This is a genomic window from Streptomyces sp. NPDC054765, assembly GCF_053612065.1.
On sequence record NZ_JBSHBP010000106.1, the window covers coordinates 1 to 16,176 of the forward strand.

Genomic DNA, 16,176 nt, shown 5'->3' on the forward strand with positions numbered 1-16,176 from the left:
CACCGACGGCCACAACGGCCCCTCCTACTCGGTCGACATCAAGGGCAAGACGCAGTTCAGCTGGAACGAAGCCGACGTGCTGAACTGGAACACCACCAAGCCGTACAACTTCTGACGGTCCGCCTGCCAGTGAGGCGTCACCCGCTGATGTCTCGGTGTACCCGATCGCCCGCTGCTCATTGGGCGTGCTGAGAATGAACGAGATGCACACAGCGGAGGCGGTCGGGTTCGCGGGTTACGCGTGTCAGTTCCGCGAACCCGTGCTCGTCCTTCAGATGCGAGCAGCAGCTCCCGGTCAACGCCCTTTCGCCGGCGCCGAAGAAGCCGGCCCCCGCCCACTGAAGAGGGCAGTGGAGACCACGGCCGTCGCTGGTGTGATCGCCACCACCGTGTACGAACGCGGCCTCACCCGACCCGTCCACCACGAGATCGGCCGGGCGTGCTCGCGAAGTCGTCCGGTGGAGTGGACGAGGAGGTCATGAGCCGTCGGGGCGGGCCAGTCCGGTCTGGTAGGCGATCACCACGAGTTGGGCCCGGTCCCGGGCGCCGAGTTTGGTCATCGCGCGGTTGACGTGGGTTTTGGCGGTGAGTGGTGTGACGAAGAGGCGTTCGGCGATGTCGTCGTTGGACAGGCCGGCGGCCACCAGGGTGACGACCTCGTGTTCCCGCGGGGTGAGGGTGGCCAGTTGTGGTGGTGAGTGCGGGCCGGGTGGGGCGGGTTGGGCCAGGAAGCGGTTGATCAGGGATCGGGTCGCGGCGGGTGAGAGCAGGGAGTCACCTGCGGCGACGACCCTGATGGCGTCCAGGAGTTCTTCGGGGTTGATGCCTTTGCCGAGGAAGCCGCTGGCTCCGGCGCGTAGGGCCTCGGCGACGTATTCCTCGTTCTCGAAGGTGGTCAGTATCAGGATTTTGACGCCTGCGAGGTTCTCGTCCTCAGTGATGAGCCGGGTGGCGGCGAGACCGTCGAGGTCGGGCATCCGGATGTCCATGAGGATCAGGTCGGCGCGGTGGCTGCGGGCCCGTTCGACGGCCTCGCGTCCCGTTGAGGCTTCGGCGACCACTTCCATGTCGGTGGCGGAGTCGATGAGTATGCGGAAGGTGCCGCGGAGCAGGGCCTGGTCGTCGGCGAGGAGGACACGGATGGTCATGGTCAGCCCTTTCGGCGGGCGCGGAGTGGCAGTTCGGCGTCGATCCGGAAGCCTCCGGCGGGGCGCGGTCCGGCGGTGAGGGTGCCGCCTGCGGCTTTGGCCCGCTCGTGCATCCCGATCATTCCGTGTCCGGTGCCGGTACCTCGGGTTTCGTCGGTGGTTGTGGTGGCGGGTGCGTTGCCGCTGTTGTTTCCCGGGGTGCCGGGGCCGTCGTCTTCGACGGCGATCCGCAGGGCGTCGGTGCGGTAGTCCAGGTGGACCCGTGCCGATACGAGGCCGGCGTGCTTGCGGGTGTTGGTCAGGGCTTCCTGGATGATCCGGTAGGCCGTCAGATCGGTGATCGGTGGCAGCTCGCCCGGTTGCCCGGTGCGTTCGGGGCTGACGTCGAGACCGGAGTGGCGGAAGGAGTCCAGCAGCGCGTCGAGATCGGCGAGGCCGGGTGCGGGCTCGCAGGGCGCGGCCGGGTCGTCGCTGTAGCGGAGCAGTCCTACGGTGGCGCGTAGCTCGTCCAGTGCCGCCCGGCTGGTGTCCCGGATGCGTTCGAGGGCTTGGTAGGCGTGGTCGGGGTCGGTGCGCATCAGGTGGTGAGCGACGCCTGCCTGGGCGTTGACCAGGGTGATGTGGTGGGCGACGACGTCGTGGAGCTCCCGGGCGATGCGGAGGCGTTCTTCGGTGACGCGGTGCCGGGCTTCCTCCTCTCTGGTGTGCTCGGCCTGTTCGGCTCGTTCCAGGGCGGAGGCCAGCAGTTGGCGGCGGCTGCGGACGGCGTCGCCACTGGCCACCGCCAGGCCCAACCCGGCGATCAGGGCCAGGTGTTGCCAGATGTTCTCCAGGCCAGGGCGGGAGATCAGCGAGGTGGTGACGAGTACTGCTGTCGTGAACGCGCCGACTCGCCGGGCCGTACGCCGGTCGGTGCGTATCGTCACCGAGTAAAGCGCGACCGCGGTGGCGACGGACGACGGCCCGGGGAGGGAGAAGAGGAGGAGCTGGGCGACGCTCACCGCCAGGGTCGCCGCGACCACATGGAACGGCCGGCGGCTGCGGGCGACCAGCGGCACGCAGGCGAGGGCCAGGCCCCCGATGGTCCAGGCGGCCGAGGTCCGGTGGAGGTAGGCGACGGCTACCGCCATGGGGGTGGTCAAGAAGAAGCAGCTGACCGCGACGGCCAGGTCGCCCAGCCACGGCTGGACCAGCCGCAACCCCCTGAGCCGGTCGAACATCTGCACTCCTTCACCGTACACAGCCGGCCCGGACCGGCCGAGGGCGCCGATCCGGCCCCGCGGTGCCCGCGGGTCTGTTGCCATCCGCTCGCCCCGCACCCAGGACATCCACACGAGGCACGCCTCCTTCCTCGCCGGCCGAGGTCCGGCCTCGACCAGAGAGCACACCTGGTCGAGGCCGGAATGTGCCGGACCGGCCCATATAGGCCCGTATCAGCCTGTATCGGACCAGGCCGACCCATATCGGACCGGTCCATATCGGCCTATATTCGCCCGTACCGGACCGTACGGGGCACCCCTCGCCCGCGTCCTCTATCGCGGCGCGCAGGCCGCCCGGTGACGGTTGTCAGTTCGCTGCCACTGCCACGGCCTGGTCCTCGTGTGCCAGCAATTGCTGCAGCTGCGTCCTCTCGGCGCGCAGGCCCTCGAGGAACGCGGTCCGCAGTTCGTCGGGGAGCGAGCCGAGCGAGTATTTCGTCAGACGCGATACGTCGCACCATTCGAGGAGCCCACGCTCCGCAGACCACCGCAGGAGCAGGTCATCGAGGTGCGCACTGCTGCGAAGCCAGTCCAGGGCGGTGTTGGGGTGAGGGGCGGCGACGCATATCCGGTTCTTCTGGGCGTCGTCCTCATATGTTGCCTCGACGTGGGCGGCGAAGGCGGCGCTGAACACCTGCTGGCACGGGACGAGCGCCTGCAACGTGATGCGGGCGCCGCTGAACATCGGCATCACCGGCCGCGCCTCGAGGCCGTCCGCGGTGCAGTCGATGTAGAGGGTGCCGGGGCGGGCGGGGACGGTCGCCCCGTCGAGTTCCACCGCGTCGGGGCCGATGCGCCCCACCCTGCCGTGGCGGACGATGTCGGTGATTCGCCGGAGCTGTTCGAGTTCGGTCCGGCTGACGGTCGCGCAGCGATAGGCCGTCGGCGTGACCTCGGAAGACAGCCTCAGCAGGAGGCCGCCGGCTTCCAGCCGCTGAAAGAGCTCCTCGACCGTGTGGGATTCGAGCACCGCTCGGATGCGAGCGGTGAAGGACTCGGCGTCGCTCGCGGCGTTCTCCGGTCCGGGCTGGATCTGAGCACGGTCGAGCAGCCACGAGTCGCGCGGCATGATCCAGGTGATGCCGGACGGGTCGACGCCGTGCTGCAGAAGCCACAGGCACGCGTCGATGCCCGTCTTTCCCGCTCCCACCACGGTGTAGTGCGACGCCTGCTGGTCCAGGGCCGGCAGCTGGTTGGGGGTGATCAGCCGGACTCCGGAAGCCACCTCGTACTTCGGCGGGCACATCGCGGGAACCGTGACGTTCATGTAGGTGGCGTCCACGGTCCGCCGGCGCACGCGGATGTCGAACTCGCCGCCGGTGACGAGGGAGCGACACCGCTGGACCTCCGGTCGCGCCGGATCCGCGCCGTCGTAATGGGACATGGGGAAGTACGAGACGCGACCGCTGGGCAAGAAGGTTTTGCGCATCACCTGGTCGAAGTAGGTGAGGATCTCATCGGACGACGCCAGTTCGTGAAGCCCCGCGTTCCAGCCGTCCTGGTCCACTTCGTCTGTTCCCAGTTCACGGGAGTTGACGCCGTAGAACGACGAAGGCTGATGCAGGCGCACGAACGGGTAAGCGACCGTCCAGTGGCCACCGGGCCGACCGTAGCGATCGACGATGGCCACGGTCGCGTCCGTCTCGGCCAACAGGGTGTCGGCGAAAGCCATGCCCATGGCTCCGGCCCCGACGATCAGGTAGTCAACCTCTATGGTTTCCCGCTCTGACATCGTATTTCCTCTCTTGTGTGGGTGCGGAACTCGCCGTCGCGTCGGCACAACGACGCCTTCGTTACCGCTCAATCAGTGCGTATTTCTCCGCTGAATGCCTGTGCCTGCATGGCAGGACGGCGACTGTCTCGTCAGGACTCGCGGCCGAAGGCGGCCCGCAGCTCGGAGACGAAAAGGTGCGGAACCTCAAGGGAGGGGAAGTGCCCGCCACGGTCCAGGGAATTCCAGTACTGCAGGTTTTCAAAGCGCGCCTCGACCCAGGCGCGGGGCGCTCGGAATGGTTCCTTCGGGAATCTCGACACCGCTGACGGGACCGTCACCGGCGCCCAGTTCCGGGCCGGCAGGCTCTCCCAGTACAACCGCGCCGACGACGCGCCGCACGCGCCGAACCAGTAGACCGCGGCATTGTCCAGCAGCCGCTGGCGGGACACCGCATTCTCGGGATGACCGTCACAGTCGGTCCAGCCCTGGAACTTCTCCACGATCCAGGCGAGTTGCCCGGCCGGGGAATCCGCCAGGCCGTACCCGAGCGTCTGCGGACGCGTCGACTGCACAGCCATGTACCCGCGCTCAGCCGCCAGCACTTCCCTGGCCGCAGCCAGGTCCGCGCGCTCGGCGTCGCCGAGATCGTCCTCGGTGAACCCTGAGGGAGGCTGGACCGGCGGCATCGTCGTATGCAACGCCTCGACACGGTCAGGGTGCCGGACCCCCAGTGCCGTCGTCACGAACGCACCCCAGTCGCCGCCCTGGGCAAGGAAGCGTTCATAGCCGAGCCGGGCCATCAGCTCGGCCCAGGCATCGGCAATGCGCTCGATCCCCCAGCCCGTCCCGGCCGGCTTGTCGGAGAAACCAAATCCCGGCAACGAAGGCGCGACCACGTGAAACGCGGGTTCACCGGGCGGCGGATCGGCCAGCTCGTCGAGGATGTCGAGGAACTCCACCACCGAACCGGGCCACCCATGAGTGATCAGCAAGGGTCGCGCATCCGCACGGGGGGAGCGGACGTGAAGGAAATGGATTCCCAACCCGTCGATCACCGTGCGCCACTGACCACGGTCATTGAGCTCGGCTTCGAGTCGGCGCCAGTCGTATTCTTCGAGCCAGTACCGGCACAACTCCTGGACGTAGGAGCGCGGAATACCCTGTGACCAGTCATTGACCGTCTCGGCCTCGGGAAGCCGGACACGGCGCAAACGGTCGCGCACATCCTCCAGCGCGTCGTCGGGCACGGCGAGCACGAAGGGCACGACGGTATCGGAATCAACCACAATTGCTCTCTCCCCCGCATCGCACACACAGCGGCGATGCGATCCTTGCGTTCTTGCCTTACCAAAGGCCGCGATGTGCGTACACGCGGCCCAGAAGAATTCCGGGCGGCTTCGCTCGCGCATGCCCGTCAACTGCGACCCGGACTCAGAAAACCGGTGGCACCGAGCTCGACTGCTCGCCGCCGATCTGCTGCACCGCGGAGGTCGGTTGACGCAGCCGGCGCACGGTGAACCGGCCGGTGAGCAGCCGTCGAATTCTGGTGTGCTCGGGCGGCTCCCTCATGAGGAAACCTCGCCGACGCAGGCGGTGGCCTCGGTATCCCGTGCGCCGCGTTCCCGCCGGTCCGTACCGGGTGGCAGCTCGCACGGAGCCGTGGAGTCGGCCAGAACCGTCGAATCGGCCAGAACCGTCCTGCAGTCGTGGACGCCGCAGCGGTGCCCTCCCAGGGCACGCCGGTAGACGCGCCAACCCACCAGCGCGCCGAGCGCGATGACAATCGGCCCGAAGACATCGACCGAGCCGAGGGCGACAGTCTGGCCGGACAGGAACAGCGGGAGCTGGATCGACAGCATCACAAGGTTCCCGGCGAAGACCACCACGTTGCCTTTGGTGAAGGCCCGCCGGCGCACCCTGCACCGCCGCCAGCCGGCCCCCTCCTTCGTGACCAGCCCCACCACCACGCCCATCGGCGGCCAGCCGAGCAACAGCATCACGGTGGTCACCACGGCCATCACGGCGTGCAGCAGCAGACTCGGCAGAAAGAAGCTGGCGGCCTGCCCCGTCCCTGCGGCCAACGCGCCCGCGACGCACACGAGGCCGAGGACCCCGAGGGCGCCCCACACGGGCTCCCTGCGCACCATCCGGTAGACGCAGACCGCGGCCCCGGCCACAAGGGCGAGCACCAGCGCGACGGCAAGCCGGTGGGTGAGGGCGAAGCTCACGGTGAACCCGAAGACGGGCACCACATCGATCACCGCCTTGCGTAGCCGATGACGCACAGCGGACCGGATGGCATCCTCACCACCGACTTCGCGGCGTACTGCAGGGTCCACAGCTGCTCCAGGCTCCTCGACGAATTGCTGCTCGCTTCGCCGCTTGCGGCACTGACTACCGTGCCGTCTCGCCCGGAGGCTGTCGTCGTGCGCCTGCAGACTCTTGAGCTACCGCAAGCGCAGTACGAGATCTGCAGCGCCTGCCACAAGCGCAGACTCCGACCACGTGCCACCTGGACCGGGCGAAGGCGCTTGGACGTCAGATCCAGCCAGGTAAGCGGCGACATCTCTTCGACACCGGGGGCATACACGTCATGCCCCGGACCGGCTCGGACCATCGTGTCCTAGCTCTTGCCCGCCTCGGACTTGGTGTCGCCCACCGCGCGCCGGCCGGTGGTGAGCTCCGGCACAGCCTGGCGAACGCGGATGGTCATGGTGTCGAGGTCCACGTCCCTGCGGCACAACTCGGCCTGCTCCTCGATGAGCCCTGGGTCTATAGGCCCAGGGGGTGAACGAGACCTACCCGATAGGCGAACGCGACGGCTTGCACCCGATCGCGCAATTCAAGTTTGGTGAGCACCCGGCTGACATGCGTCTTCACCGTGGCTTCGGAGACACACAGCTGCTGCGCGATTTCAGCGTTGGTCAGGGCATCGGCCATCTGGATCAGCACCTCGCGCTCACGGTCGGTCAGTGCGGCCAGCCGGGCGTTCGGCTCGGCTCGCGCAGTACGTGAATCGGGGAGCTGGTGGGCGACGGCATCCAGCAGCTTTCGGGTCACTCTGGGCGCGACTACGGCATCCCCGCTGGCCACGGCGCGGATCCCGGACAGCAGATCCTCCGGTGGCACGTTCTTGAGCAGGAATCCACTGGCGCCGGCGCGTAGCCCGGCGAAGGCATGCTCGTCGAGATCGAAGGTAGTCAGGATCAGCACGCGGGACCGGCCGTGGCTCGCGACAATCTTCTCGGTGGCGTGGATGCCGTCCATACCGGGCATGCGGACGTCCATGAGTACGACGTCCGGGTCCAGTTCGGCGGCTTGGCTCACGGCGGTCGCCCCGTCGCCGGCCTCTCCGACGACCTGCATATCCGGCTGAGAGTTGAGGACGAGTCGGAAACCGAGCCGCAGCAGCGGCTCGTCGTCCACCAGCAGAATCGTGATAGTCACGAGGCCACCCTGTCAGGAGTGCCGGCTCGGCAGGAGTCCAGGCGGGCGTGAACCCGCCAGCCTCCACCCGGCTGTGGCTCGGCCTCGACCTGGCCGTTGAACATGCCGACGCGCTCACGCATACCGGTCAGCCCATGCCCGCCGCCTGCGCGCTCGGGGGTGGGGGCGCCGCGGCCGTCGTCGGTGACGCCCACCTCGATGCCTGGGTCGGCGTAGCGCAGCACGACTTTGGCCGCGGTTGGCGACTGCGCGTGTTTGAGTACGTTGGTCAGGGCTTCCTGGATGAGCCGGTAGACCGCAAGCCCTGCGGTGGGCAGGACCGGGAATGGTTCGCCGGTAACGGTCAGTGAAGCTGCCAGGCCGGCGCCTCGTACCTGGGTGAGTAGTTCGTCAACCTGCTCGATGCCTGGTTGCGGGGCGTGGGAGGCCTCCGAGTCGGCTTCGCGCAAGAGACCCAGCACTCGATGCATCTCGGTCAGGGCGCGGCGTCCGGTGTCCGATGCTTGCCGGGCGGCGGCTTCTGCGTCTGCCGAACCGGCGCGGGCGGCGAAGGCCGCACCGTCGGCCAGGGCGATCATCACCGACAGGTTGTGCGCCACGATATCGTGCATCTCTCGGGCGATCCGGGCGCGTTCCCGGGCGGCGGCGATCCGCACCTGCTGGTCACGTTCGGCCTCGGCGCGCGCTGCCCGATCCTCCAGGGCGGTCAGATAGTCCCGTCTGGTGCGAAGGAAAGCGCCGAGCCCGAGGGCCGCGATCAGCAAGCCGGACAGGAAAATGAAAAGGGTCGCCGCTATAAGGACCGGAAACACCTGGAAGACCGTCAGTGCCAAGCCCGCTTCGAGTACGGCCACGGCCGCCAGCGCCATCTTGAACGCGCAGTGCGCGGCCACCGTGTACAGGCCGACAAGGATGACGGGGTCGTAGACCGAAGGGAAATTGAGTATTTCCTGGACTACGACCACCGTACACATCGCAGCGAATACCGACAGGGGATAGCGGCGGCGCGGCACCACAAGAGCGCATATCACCGCATGAGCCAGCACCGGTGTGGGGCTGACCGGTATCGGGTGTCCGCCCTCTGTGTAAAAGCGTGCGTTCGACAAGGTCAGGAACAGGGCCACTGCGAGGACTGCGTCGGTGAGCAGCGGGTGCCGCTCCAACTGTGTCCGCAGCGGGAAGATGCCCGGTAGCCAAGCGGCCCGGCCCGAGATGCTCGCCATGTGCCATCGCCCTTTCGACCGGCTCAGGCGTCCTTGTGTTTCAGCAGCACGGCACCGATCACCAGTGCTGCAGCCCCGTATATGCAGCAGACTGCGAGGCCGGTCCAGGGGCCCAGCATAGCCGGGTCCGCGTGCGCGGCCATGATTTGTGCACCGGCCTTGGTGGGCAGATAAGGAACCATGTGCTCGGCCCAGCTTCTCGGCAGAAGGTTGCCAATGACGGGCACGATGTAGAGAAGTCCGAAAAGCGCGGTAAGTGCACCTGGGGTGTTACGGATGATGAAACCGAGCCCCACCCCCAGTAGTCCGATCACGGTCAGGTAGAGCCCGGCGCCCAGGACCATACGCCACGTTGCTGACGCGAACGGAGTGACCTGGACGTCGTGGACGGCGAACAATCCCCGTGCCACGAAGACCGCGATAAGCGCGGCCGCCGTCGTGACAGTCATGACGATCGCTGCGAAAGACCCCGCCTTCGCGATCAGCACGGGCAGCCGTTTGGGTACTGCCACCAGGCTGGATCGGATCATCCCGGTGCTGTATTCACCGGTCACCAGCAGTACGCCCAACACGCCGACCACCATCTGCGCCAGGGCGTAGCCACCCAGACTCGTGCTGGTCAGATCGAAAGACGCCCGATCTGACGGTGTCATTTTCTCCCACTGACTCGATCCGAGGGCGCCGATGAAGACACCAAAACCGATCATGAAAAGGAGCATCCCGCCGAGCGTGTAGTAGGAGGAGCGCAGCGACCAGAACTTGAACCACTCCGAGCGCAGGGTGCGCGCCTGAGTCAGCTTCTGGTCCGCACGCCGCCCGGCGGGCGGCCGGGGCTCGACCGGCAACGTGTTCTCGCCGGCATTGATGGTCGTCACGATGCCGTCCTCTCCTGGGATGCCGGCTGCTGCGCCCGGCCGCTTTCCGGGACGACGCGGTACTCAACCGCGTCCTGGGTGACCTCCATGAACGCCTCCTCCAGCGATGCCTGCACCGGGGACAGTTCCTCCAGCGGTATCGCGTTGTCACAGGCCACTCCACCGATCTCGGCACTGCTGAGCCCGTGCACTTCCAGCAGACCAGGATCGACAGCAGTGACGCTCACCTCACGCCCGACGATCAGCTCGCGCAGCCGGGTGGTGTGCTGCGTGCGTACCCGCACGACCTTGCGGGACGCCCGGAGCGTGAGCTCCTTGACCGAGGTGTCAGCGATGAGTCTGCCCTTGCCGATGACGATCAAGTGGTCGGCGGTCATCGCCATCTCACTCATCAGATGGGAGGAGATGAACACGGTGCGTCCCTCGGCGGCCAAGCCACGCAGCAGGTGGCGAATCCACCGGACGCCCTCCGGGTCCAAACCATTCACCGGCTCGTCCAAGACCAGCACTGCGGGATCACCGAGCAGGGCCGCGGCCAGGCCAAGGCGCTGCCCCATCCCCAGGGAAAACCCGCCGACGCGTTTGCGCGCCACCCCGCTCAACCCCACCAGATCGAGCACCTCCCCCACCCGGCTGCGGGGGATGCCATGGGTCAGAGCAAGGGCACGGAGGTGGCTGTGGGCCGAGCGTCCGGTGTGTACGGCACGTGCCTCCAACAGCGCCCCGGCCTCTCGCAAAGGCGCAGCATGGTCGGCATAGCGCCGACCGTTGATGCGGGCTTCCCCTGCTGTGGGGGCATCCAGCCCCAGCAGCATCCGCATCGTCGTGGACTTACCGGCACCGTTCGGCCCAAGGAATCCGGTGACCATTCCCGGACGCACAGTAAAGGTCACATCACCCACTGCTGTCATGTCACCATAGCGTTTGGTTATTTTCTCTACTTCGATCACGTCATCCTCATTCTCTGCAGAAGCAGTGACCGCAAGTTATTCTTCTGCGGAATCCGAGGGCGTCGGTCGTGCCACTCATTTCGTTGGCGAATCTCATCAGCCGTCCGGAGTATGCGGTAGGCCGCAGGATGGACACGCGATCCGCAGCCGCAAGAGGGCTGCCGGTGGGCCGGCGGGCCTCTTGCGGCTGTGCCTGACGGCCCCAGTGGCAGTTCTGGTTGCATTCAGGGGCGTCCAGCACCGTTCAGCGGGCCTCCTCGCCCCCGCTCCGCCGCAGGTCCGAACACCACCGCATCACGGTGAACGCGCGGACGAGCATGCGGAAAGCCCACTGATTCCCAAGCTCCGAGCGCGGGTTCGATTCCCGTCACCCGCTCCACGGCGTGAGCCCCAGGTCAGCGACCTGGGGCCTGTTTGTTGTCTAGACCATTTTTGCCCGCGCGCCATTCGCGTGCCATAAGACCCCGAATAACGCACGGAGTTGACATCCACAAGGATCTGTCGAGCGATCTCATTGGCCGTCACCTCAAATGTGGAAACGGTCAGGCGGCCGACCCTCGCGTGGCATGACCACAGTGCGGGGTCGTGCGATCGGACCGCACGGCGACGCGAGCAAGCCTGTCAGGAGGTGAGGACGGAGATGCCGTCTCCGAGCAGTTTCAAGCCGAGGACGAAGAACAGGACCGCCATCACGGCGACATTGTGCTGGGCTGCCCAGTCTTTCCAACTGCCGAGCGTGGTTTTCGCTCGCTCTCCGCCAAGGAGGAAGACCCCCAGTGGGGCGAGCAGGCCGAGGGTGGCGATCAGCACGAAGATTGCCAGCGAGGCGATCTGCTGCCCGACCGGCAGTCCGGCCGAGCCGATCGAGGCGCCCGCGGCGATGGTCAGCGGGGCGTTCTTGGCGTTGAGTGCGGCCAGGGCCAGTCCGAGTCCGAAGACCTTGACCGGCGTGAGGCGGTCGAGCGCGCCCATCCACTTCGGCAGCCGGGCTTGCGAGGGATCCTTCGGGCGCCGGTGCCACTGCCGGGCGCCGAAGAGGACCAGGAGCACGCCCAGAGCGAGTTTGAGGGCTCCCACCCAGGTGGCCGGGTGATGGTGGGCGGAGGCACCTGCGGGGGAAGCGATCGCCAGCATCACCACGCCCAGTGCCGAGAGTCCCAGAATCCAGCCGACGGTGAAGAGCACTCCGTTGAGCCGTCCCCGAGGCGTCGCGAGGATGAGGATGACGGCGATGATCGGGATCGGGCTGATCGCGACGCCCGCCGCAAGACCCAGCACGTCACCGAGGACTTTGCCCATGGTTACCTCCAGGGGGCAGGGCGGCGATCGGGTCGCGCAAGGCGGGGCGGGAGTGAGCGCCCCACCGCCTGGGGCGGGCACCCGCGGTCTGTCGTGGGCGTGCCCCGGGCCTGCAGCGGGCCCCAGTAGGATCGCCGCTGCCCCAAAAGCGCCCCTCCGAAGGGCGAACTCCCCGGTGATCGTCACCCGCCCTGCGGCCGTCCGGAAGTTCCGGTACTGCTGAGCGCCTGCACGACGCGAACCCGCTCACGGTGCGGCCGGGATGGTGCCAGGGTGCAGCCGCGACCTGTGACGCGGCTGACTTCTCGGCCACGCGGAAGCGGCTGCCCGGGAGCGTGACACGCCGTACTCGGGACATCCCATTTCATCTTCCTGCGTCGTCGCGGATCTGTCGTGGCGGATCTGCCGTCGCGGATCTGCCGTCGCGAATTCCTCAGAACGCGAGGCCCCGTCATCCCCCATCCCCCATCCCCAGGGCCGAAGATGCGAGGCCGCGCAGGGCCGGTCAGGATGAAGGAGTGAGGGCGATGGCGCCCCATATTCGGGTGCTTGGCGACCCTCGCACCGATCCGTGGCAGGAGAGTCTCGCGATGACTGCGACGACAGGTGCAACTCCGTCGGCTCAGCCCGAGCGACCGGGCAGGTCGGATGGGGTCTGCAGCGAGTTCACCGTCTTTACCAAGATCAAGCCGGGCGAGGCCGATGCGCTGCGTGCGGATCTCGCCGCGCTCGCCAGCGGGTCGGATGACGTGCAGGCCCGTGCGGCGCTACGCCAGATCGGCACCCTGCACGACGCCCGGCACGTGATCTTCGACAACGACACCCAGTTCATGTTCGCCAGCGTCTTCGACGGCTCCTGGGACACCTACATCGACGACTTCGCCAAGACGGTGATCGGGTCCCACTTCGACACCATCTTCTCGCACAGCGAAGGGTTCCCCGGCATCAGCGATCCAGGAGTGAAGGACTGGTTCGTCGCCCACCAGGCGCCCGCGAAGAGCTTCGTCAGCTCCTATCCCGACCTGACCGTTCAGCAGATCTGGAAGGACCACCGGGTGGACGAGGCATTCGAGGAGGTGCTGGACACCCCTGAATTCCGGGCGGCGCTGGACAACCCGGCCAACGCCGAGTTGCTGGCCACGCCTGCCTTCCAGAAGCTGCTGGAGGAAGCCGCGGCCTAGAAGGCCTGGAACCCGGACACACCCCTACGCAGAGCCGACCCCACATCGGTGGACCGCGACGGCAGGGTGCGGGCCGGCCGGCGCAGGGCCGGCCGGGCAGAGACCGATGTGGAGGCACAAGCGATCATGAACTCGGCGGCAAGCAGCAGCGAACCCGGCGTGCGCGTCGAGATCGACGACGTCCAGAGCGGGGCCCTGCGCCCACGGCCCGTGCCGTACGAGGGAAAGTTCGTCTTCCTGCGCGTCGACGACCGCCACGCCGGCCGCGCCCTGCTGCGGCGGCTGCTCCCGCTGACCCCGGGTGGTCTGCCCAGCGCGGACCGGAGCCAGGACGCCTGGGTGGCGGTGGCGTTCACCTACCAGGGGCTGAGGGCCCTGGGGGTGCCCCAGGAGTCACTGGACAGCTTTCCGCGGGCGTTCCGTGAGGGCATGGCTGCCCGCGCGGAGCTGATCGGTGACGTGGGCGAGAGTGCCCCGGCCCACTGGGAGACACCGTTCGGAACGGGCGAGGTCCATATCGCGTTGAGCGCCCTCTCCTCCGAGACGGCGCAGCTCGACAAGGCGCTGGAGCGGGCCCGCGTCGCCTACGAGGACACGCCCGGTGTCCAGGTGATCTGGCAGCAGGACGTCCACCAGCTCCCCACCGGGCGCACCACCTTCGGATTCCGCGACGGCATCAGCCAACCGAACATCGAGGGCGTCGGACTGCCCGGCTCCAACCCGCAGGAAGCCCCCATCAAAGCCGGCGAGTTCCTCCTCGGCTACCCCGACGAAACCGGCAGCCTGCCGCCCATGCCCAGCCCCGACGTGCTGGGGTGCAACGGAACCTACGCGGCCGTACGCAAGGTCCACACCAACGTGGCGGCCTGGCGCCGCTACCTGCGCGCGAACTCCTCCAGCGCCCAGGAGGAGGCACTCCTGGCGGCGAAGATGGTCGGGCGCTGGCCCAGCGGAGCGCCCCTGACCCTGACCCCGGACCACGATGACCCGGAGCTGGCGGCCGACCCGCACCGCGTCAACAACTTCCTGTACCGGGAGAACGACGATCGCGGCTTCCGGTGCCCTGCCGGTGCGCACATCCGGCGCATCAACCCCCGCGATTCCACCATCATCGGCGACGCACGGATGCACCGCCTGATCCGCCGCGGCACCACCTACGGCCCGCCGCTGCCGGAGGGAGTGCTGGAGGACGACGGCGCCGAGCGCGGCCTGGTCGGCGTCTTCCTCGGGGCCCATCTCGAACGGCAATTCGAATTCATCAAGGCCGAGTGGGTCAACGACGGCAACTTCATCGGCCACCCCGGCGAGAAGGACCCGGTAGCCGGGCATCACGACGGAACCGGCAGCGCCACCATCCCGGAAAAGCCGGTCCGGCGCCGCCTCCAGAACCTGCCCAGCTTCGTGGTCACCCGAGGCGGTGAGTACTGCTTCGTGCCGGGGCTGCGCGCTTTGCGCTGGCTCGCCGATCTGGAGGACTGACGGCGATTCCTACCCCCTGGGACACGACCACGGTCTTCGAGAAGAGGTCGCAGTCATGGCAGCACAGTTCGTCCGCTACACGCCTGACGTCGAAGACGATGACCCGCACTTCGACCAGAACCTGCAGACGGTGATCGAAACGACCGAGAACTACATCGCCGAGTCGGTCAAGGCCGGTGGCACCGGACGGGCCCTCCGCGACGCCCATGCCAAGGGCTACGGGCTGGTCCGGGGGGAAGTGGAGATCCTGGACGGGCTTCCCCCCGAGTACGCCCAAGGCATCTACGCGACCCCGGGAACCCACGATGCCCTCATCCGCTTCTCCAACGGCTCGCCCCACGCCGGAGCCGACGCGCGGCTGGGCGCCGCCACCGGGCTGGCGCTGAAGATCTTCGGCATCGACGGCCCGACCCTGCTGGAAGACGAACCGGACACCGGCACCTTCGACTACGCGAACATCAACGCACCGATCTTCTTCTGCAATACGGTCGAGCACTACCTGTTCATCCAGGAATTGTTCCTGGACGCCCCGTCCTACTTCTCTCACGGCCGACCCGGCGCGCGTCGTTTCTTCACCGAGTTCGTGACCGGAAAGGGAACCCTCGACCAGGACAACTGGGCATGGGATGAGTTCCTGGCCTTCCTCCGCCTGTCCAAGATCCCCCCGGTCAACGTACTGCTGTCGAGCTACTGGACGATGGGCGCCGTCCGGCACGGGGACCACATCGCCAAGGTCCGCATCACCCCCGACCCGCACTCCGCCGCCGCGGTGGTCCGGCGCGCCATCGACCCGGCCTCCGCGCCGGAGGTCTTCCGACCGGCCCTGCAAGCCGAACTGCAGGAGCGCCCCTACGCCTTCGACATCCAGGTCCAGCTCTGCACCGACCTGGAACGCATGCCCGTGGAGGACACCACCGTGGAGTGGCCCGAGCAGCTCTCTCCGCCCGTCACCGTGGCCAAGCTGCGGCTGCCGCAGCAGGACATCTCCGGCCCGGACAACCTGGAGAAGATGGACTCACTGTCCTTCACCCCCTGGCGGGTCACCGCCGAGCACGCACCCCTGGGCAACATCATGCGGGCCCGCAAAGAGGTCTACCGGCGATCCTCCATCGAACGCCACAAGCTCAACCAGCAGCCGCGCACCGAACCGCGCAGCGCCGACGAGGTACTTGGCCCGGCCCGCTGACGCCGGCTGATGTGCCGGCAAGCGCCCACACCGGTCCCGGTCCCTGCTGTTCAGCAGGGGAGTACCACGCCCCGGTAACCGACCATGGCCGACAGCCGCTCCGGGGAACCGCGCGCCGTCCTCCAGATTCGCAGCAGAACGACCACGGCATGGAAAGCAGCCGGGTCGGCCAGGGCGAACGGACTTGGTGAGGCTGAGCCGCGGTCCTCAGCCGCGGCGGATGCGGCCCGCGGCTCGGCCTCATCCGTTCGCGCGCGGTGTGTCAGCGGGACGTGAGTGAGGCGTTTCCGGAACGTCAGCGGCCCCGGGAAAAGTGGTGCCCACGCCGCGGGAACGACCGACGAAGAGTCCCGCACGAAACGCAGGGGAACCCGTTCATGCGCACTTCCCGGATTCGTACCGCCACCCTGGCCGC

14 protein-coding genes and 1 pseudogene are annotated in these 16,176 nt (G+C 67.7%); 3 read left to right on the forward strand and 12 right to left on the reverse strand.

Translation table 11 applies throughout. The features are described from left to right. Positions 1-476 precede the first annotated feature (476 nt). The 12 genes and pseudogenes from ACWGJY_RS35745 to ACWGJY_RS35800 form a co-directional block, all read right to left on the reverse strand. The gene (locus ACWGJY_RS35745; protein WP_453265064.1) at positions 477-1,148 is read right to left on the reverse strand and encodes a response regulator; all 672 of its coding nucleotides are present in this window, start codon (positions 1,146-1,148) and stop codon (positions 477-479) included. Positions 1,149-1,150: 2 nt separating this feature from the next. After that, positions 1,151-2,368 (reverse strand): sensor histidine kinase, encoded by a 1,218-nt coding sequence (locus ACWGJY_RS35750; RefSeq protein ID WP_453265065.1) that lies wholly within the window; start codon positions 2,366-2,368, stop codon positions 1,151-1,153. Positions 2,369-2,714: 346 nt separating this feature from the next. Beyond that, positions 2,715-4,139: an NAD(P)-binding protein gene (locus ACWGJY_RS35755; RefSeq protein ID WP_453265066.1), complete on the reverse strand. Its 1,425-nt coding sequence runs from the start codon at positions 4,137-4,139 to the stop codon at positions 2,715-2,717. A 131-nt stretch (positions 4,140-4,270) separates the two neighbouring features. Then, positions 4,271-5,386 (reverse strand): epoxide hydrolase family protein, encoded by a 1,116-nt coding sequence (locus tag ACWGJY_RS35760; protein WP_453265067.1) that lies wholly within the window; start codon positions 5,384-5,386, stop codon positions 4,271-4,273. 166 nt (positions 5,387-5,552) lie between these two features. Then, the gene (locus tag ACWGJY_RS35765; RefSeq protein WP_453265068.1) at positions 5,553-5,690 is read right to left on the reverse strand and encodes a hypothetical protein; all 138 of its coding nucleotides are present in this window, start codon (positions 5,688-5,690) and stop codon (positions 5,553-5,555) included. Next, positions 5,687-6,460: a DUF3159 domain-containing protein gene (locus ACWGJY_RS35770; protein WP_453265069.1), complete on the reverse strand. Its 774-nt coding sequence runs from the start codon at positions 6,458-6,460 to the stop codon at positions 5,687-5,689. The genes ACWGJY_RS35765 and ACWGJY_RS35770 overlap by 4 nt, the downstream gene beginning before the upstream one ends. Positions 6,461-6,750: 290 nt before the next feature. Further along, positions 6,751-6,879 (reverse strand): annotated as a pseudogene (locus tag ACWGJY_RS35775) (tyrosine-type recombinase/integrase); the annotation flags it as partial. Positions 6,880-6,893: 14 nt separating this feature from the next. Beyond that, complete coding sequence (locus ACWGJY_RS35780; protein WP_453265070.1) at positions 6,894-7,547, reverse strand: response regulator; 654 nt, start codon at positions 7,545-7,547, stop codon at positions 6,894-6,896. Positions 7,548-7,564: 17 nt separating this feature from the next. After that, positions 7,565-8,791, reverse strand: a complete 1,227-nt coding sequence (locus ACWGJY_RS35785; RefSeq protein WP_453265071.1) for a sensor histidine kinase — start codon at positions 8,789-8,791, stop codon at positions 7,565-7,567. Between the two features lie 23 nt (positions 8,792-8,814). Beyond that, positions 8,815-9,666: an ABC transporter permease subunit gene (locus ACWGJY_RS35790; protein WP_453265072.1), complete on the reverse strand. Its 852-nt coding sequence runs from the start codon at positions 9,664-9,666 to the stop codon at positions 8,815-8,817. Further along, positions 9,663-10,616: an ABC transporter ATP-binding protein gene (locus ACWGJY_RS35795; protein ID WP_453265073.1), complete on the reverse strand. Its 954-nt coding sequence runs from the start codon at positions 10,614-10,616 to the stop codon at positions 9,663-9,665. The genes ACWGJY_RS35790 and ACWGJY_RS35795 overlap by 4 nt, the downstream gene beginning before the upstream one ends. Before the next feature lie 621 nt (positions 10,617-11,237). Further along, positions 11,238-11,915, reverse strand: a complete 678-nt coding sequence (locus ACWGJY_RS35800; RefSeq protein WP_453265074.1) for a GAP family protein — start codon at positions 11,913-11,915, stop codon at positions 11,238-11,240. A 590-nt stretch (positions 11,916-12,505) separates the two neighbouring features. Between ACWGJY_RS35800 and ACWGJY_RS35805 the strand changes: the two genes are divergently transcribed. From ACWGJY_RS35805 to ACWGJY_RS35815, 3 genes are all read left to right on the forward strand, one after another. Next, the gene (locus ACWGJY_RS35805) at positions 12,506-13,096 is read left to right on the forward strand and encodes a hypothetical protein (protein WP_453265075.1); all 591 of its coding nucleotides are present in this window, start codon (positions 12,506-12,508) and stop codon (positions 13,094-13,096) included. A 126-nt stretch (positions 13,097-13,222) separates the two neighbouring features. Further along, entirely contained in the window at positions 13,223-14,575 is a 1,353-nt protein-coding gene (locus ACWGJY_RS35810) for a Dyp-type peroxidase (RefSeq protein ID WP_453265076.1), read from the forward strand. Between the two features lie 55 nt (positions 14,576-14,630). Further along, a complete protein-coding gene (locus ACWGJY_RS35815; protein WP_453265077.1) occupies positions 14,631-15,761 on the forward strand; it encodes a catalase family protein in 1,131 nt (376 codons plus the stop codon). Positions 15,762-16,176: the final 415 nt, after the last annotated feature.

Coding starts and splice junctions, on each gene's coding strand:
- ACWGJY_RS35745 (WP_453265064.1), bottom strand. CDS start 1,148: ATGACCATCCGTGTCCTCCTCGCCGACGACCAGGCCCTGCTCCGCGGC.
- ACWGJY_RS35750 (WP_453265065.1), bottom strand. CDS start 2,368: ATGTTCGACCGGCTCAGGGGGTTGCGGCTGGTCCAGCCGTGGCTGGGC.
- ACWGJY_RS35755 (WP_453265066.1), bottom strand. CDS start 4,139: ATGTCAGAGCGGGAAACCATAGAGGTTGACTACCTGATCGTCGGGGCC.
- ACWGJY_RS35765 (WP_453265068.1), bottom strand. CDS start 5,690: ATGAGGGAGCCGCCCGAGCACACCAGAATTCGACGGCTGCTCACCGGC.
- ACWGJY_RS35785 (WP_453265071.1), bottom strand. CDS start 8,791: ATGGCGAGCATCTCGGGCCGGGCCGCTTGGCTACCGGGCATCTTCCCG.
- ACWGJY_RS35800 (WP_453265074.1), bottom strand. CDS start 11,915: ATGGGCAAAGTCCTCGGTGACGTGCTGGGTCTTGCGGCGGGCGTCGCG.
- ACWGJY_RS35805 (WP_453265075.1), top strand. CDS start 12,506: ATGACTGCGACGACAGGTGCAACTCCGTCGGCTCAGCCCGAGCGACCG.
- ACWGJY_RS35810 (WP_453265076.1), top strand. CDS start 13,223: ATGAACTCGGCGGCAAGCAGCAGCGAACCCGGCGTGCGCGTCGAGATC.
- ACWGJY_RS35815 (WP_453265077.1), top strand. CDS start 14,631: ATGGCAGCACAGTTCGTCCGCTACACGCCTGACGTCGAAGACGATGAC.